We start from the raw sequence: 2,521 nt of genomic DNA, 5'->3' as shown, positions 1-2,521 counted from the left end.
GGCCGGTGTCGGCGGAGCCGGAGGGGCCGGCGCTGCCGGCGCCGCTCTCGCCGGAGGCGCTGCCGCCCGTGCCGGGGGACCGTGAGGGGTCCGTGCCGGACGAGGGGGTGCCGGGCGCCGACTCGGAGCCGCGCCGCTCCGCGCCGTCGTCGTCCTCGCCGGTCGGATGCCGGGGGAGCAGCGACCGCAGCGGGGCGACGTCTTCCTCTATGGCGTCGAACACCGACGAGACCTGCTCGCTGACGTCCCCCAGCTGCACGGGAAGCCGGTCGCGCAGGGTGCCCCAGCTCTGGCGGTGCGTCCGGGAGAAGGAGGAGAGCGCCTGCATGGGGCCCAGGGAGTCCGGGTCGCGCTCGTAGGCCTCGCGCAGCAGCCGGTGGCCCTCGGCGGCGTCGTGCCGCATGCCGGACAGGGCGCGGCGGATCTCGCCGAGGGACTCGTGGTCGAGGGGGCCGCCGCGGTCGCGCTCCATCAGCCGGCGGGCTTCGCCGAGGCGGGTGGAGGCGTGGTCGAGGTAGACCCGGCCACGCTCGTCGTCGCCGTCGGCCAGGCCGAGCTTGACGTCCTCGATGCCGCGCTTGACTCCGTAGAGGGAGTCACCGGGCAGGGCGTCGGAGCTGGCGACGGCGACTCCGCCGAGGGCACCGGCGGCGACGCCGACGGTGAGTCCGCCCGCGGTGAGCCCTTTGGCCAGCCGCGAGCGTGGTCGCAGCTTGCCCAGCGGGGTCGCCCGGTGGGTGCCCCTGGCCCGGCGCGAGCGCTGTTCGGGTACGGCCTGATGTGTCGCCTCGCCCGCAGCGGTGCCTTCCTGGAGCATGGCCTCGAACGCGGCCACCAGCTGGGCCCGCTGGACGACCTTGACCTCGGGGTCCAGTTCCGGCTTGGGCAGCGCGCCGAGGCCGGAGGTCAGCGCGAGCAGCTTCGTCTGCTCGGTCTCCGCGGCGGCGGCCGGGGCCGGTGCCGATCCTTCGGACTGCTCGGCCGCCGTGCCCCGGTCGGACTGCTCCTCCAGGGCCTGGGCGAAGGCGTTCGCCCGCCGGTGCGCCGATACGTTCGCGATCACTGGCGGCACCTCCTCTCGTCATCACGGTCGACTCCCCAGGGGGTCCTGAGGGTTCCCGCCCCGACCAGGGCCACACGATCGGGTGATCGGAGCCGGTCGGGGGGTGACCACAGGGAGCCTGTATCCCGCACAACGAGTGGCGCGGCACTTGGGTTACGGACCCGGGATGGCCGAATGAGGAAGCCAACCGGGTTTCACGTACCGTGAGTTGAGTGTGGCGGAGCGTGTTCCGGCCGGCGGGTGCGTCCGGTCAGCGGGCGTCGTCCGGGAGGAGCCGGGCGAGGGTGCGTACGGCCCGGTACTGGAGGGTCTTGATGGCGCCCTCGTTCTTGCCCATCGCACGGGCGGTCTCCGCGACGGACAGACCTTGGAGGAACCGGAGCGTGACGCACTCCTGCTGTTGGGGGTTGAGTCGTCGTACGGCATCGAGGAGGGCGGCGTTGGACAGGGACTCGAGAACGGAATCCTCGGGGGAGCGCTCGACCTCGTTGGCGTCGAGCATCTCCCCGGTGGTGACCTCGAGGCGGAAGCGGCTGGACTTGAAGTGGTCGGCGACGAGGTTGCGGGCGATGGTCACCAGCCAGGCGCCGAAGTCGCGGCCCTGCCAGGTGAAGGTGCCGATGCGGCGCAGTGCGCGCAGGAAGGTCTCGCTGGTGAGGTCCTCGGCGGTCGCCTTGCCGCCGACGCGGTAGTAGATGTAGCGGTAGACGGTGTCGCTGTACTGGTCGTACAGCCGGCCGAAGGCCTCGGCCTCGCCGGCCTGGGCGCGCTCGACGAGGTCCATCATCCGGGCACTGTCGCTGTCGGCGGCGGGGCGGCGGGCGGCGGGGGTGCCGGTGGTCGTCCTGGCGGCTCCTCTGGCCGCGCCCCTGGCCGTGACGGCCAGGGTTGTGGAGGGCGCTGTGGAGCGGCGCCCCCGTCCACCGACCGCGGCGCTGCCGTCGGCGAGGGCGTAGCACGGGCCGGCGGCGGGGGCGGTGGCGAATGCGGGGACCGTGTGCGCGGTGGGGACGATGCCGCGCAGCAGGTCTCGGGCTGTCGCGACTGTCGCGCGCAGCGTAGCCAGGCCCGAGGCGTCAACCCCGACGTGTGGGTACACGGGACTCCCAGAGGCAGAGCTTCCATCACGTGCAGTGCGGGACCGTTCACCCGTCGTAGCGGGATGGGGGTACCGGATTGCGTCTGAGGAGAATAACGCTTCGTGCAGGCTCTGCTACACCGAGTTGCTCAAATCGTCGATTACGTCGTTTTCGTAACCGGTTGAGGGGTGTTCAGGTGCGGTGTGGTGTTCGGTTGTTGACCGGAACGGTTCGTGTTTCGGATGGGTGTGGGGCGGGTTGTGGCCGTGTGCAGCCAAGAGGACTGGGCAAGGGGGTTGCGGGGTAAGGCAGTTGGATTGGCCGGGTTCGGGGGCGGGGTGGCGGAAGTGGTCCCCGGTGGCCGGTTCGGTGGGGGGAC

The 2,521-nt window shown here is 72.2% G+C and carries 2 protein-coding genes; both read right to left on the bottom strand.

Features of this window, described 5'->3' with window-relative positions:
* Positions 1-1,063: DUF5667 domain-containing protein (locus B7767_RS22665; protein ID WP_085573809.1), on the bottom strand; the 1,063-nt coding region annotated here is incomplete at its 3' end.
* 250 nt (positions 1,064-1,313) lie between these two features.
* Positions 1,314-2,162, bottom strand: coding sequence for an ECF subfamily RNA polymerase sigma factor, BldN family (locus tag B7767_RS22660; RefSeq protein WP_085573808.1), 849 nt, complete (start codon positions 2,160-2,162; stop codon positions 1,314-1,316).
* Positions 2,163-2,521 lie beyond the last annotated feature (359 nt).

This window comes from Streptomyces sp. 13-12-16, assembly GCF_002114215.1.
Classification (GTDB): domain Bacteria; phylum Actinomycetota; class Actinomycetes; order Streptomycetales; family Streptomycetaceae; genus Streptomyces.
The sequence above is the reverse complement of the archived record's forward strand: the minus strand, read 5'-3'. Positions and strand labels throughout refer to the sequence as shown.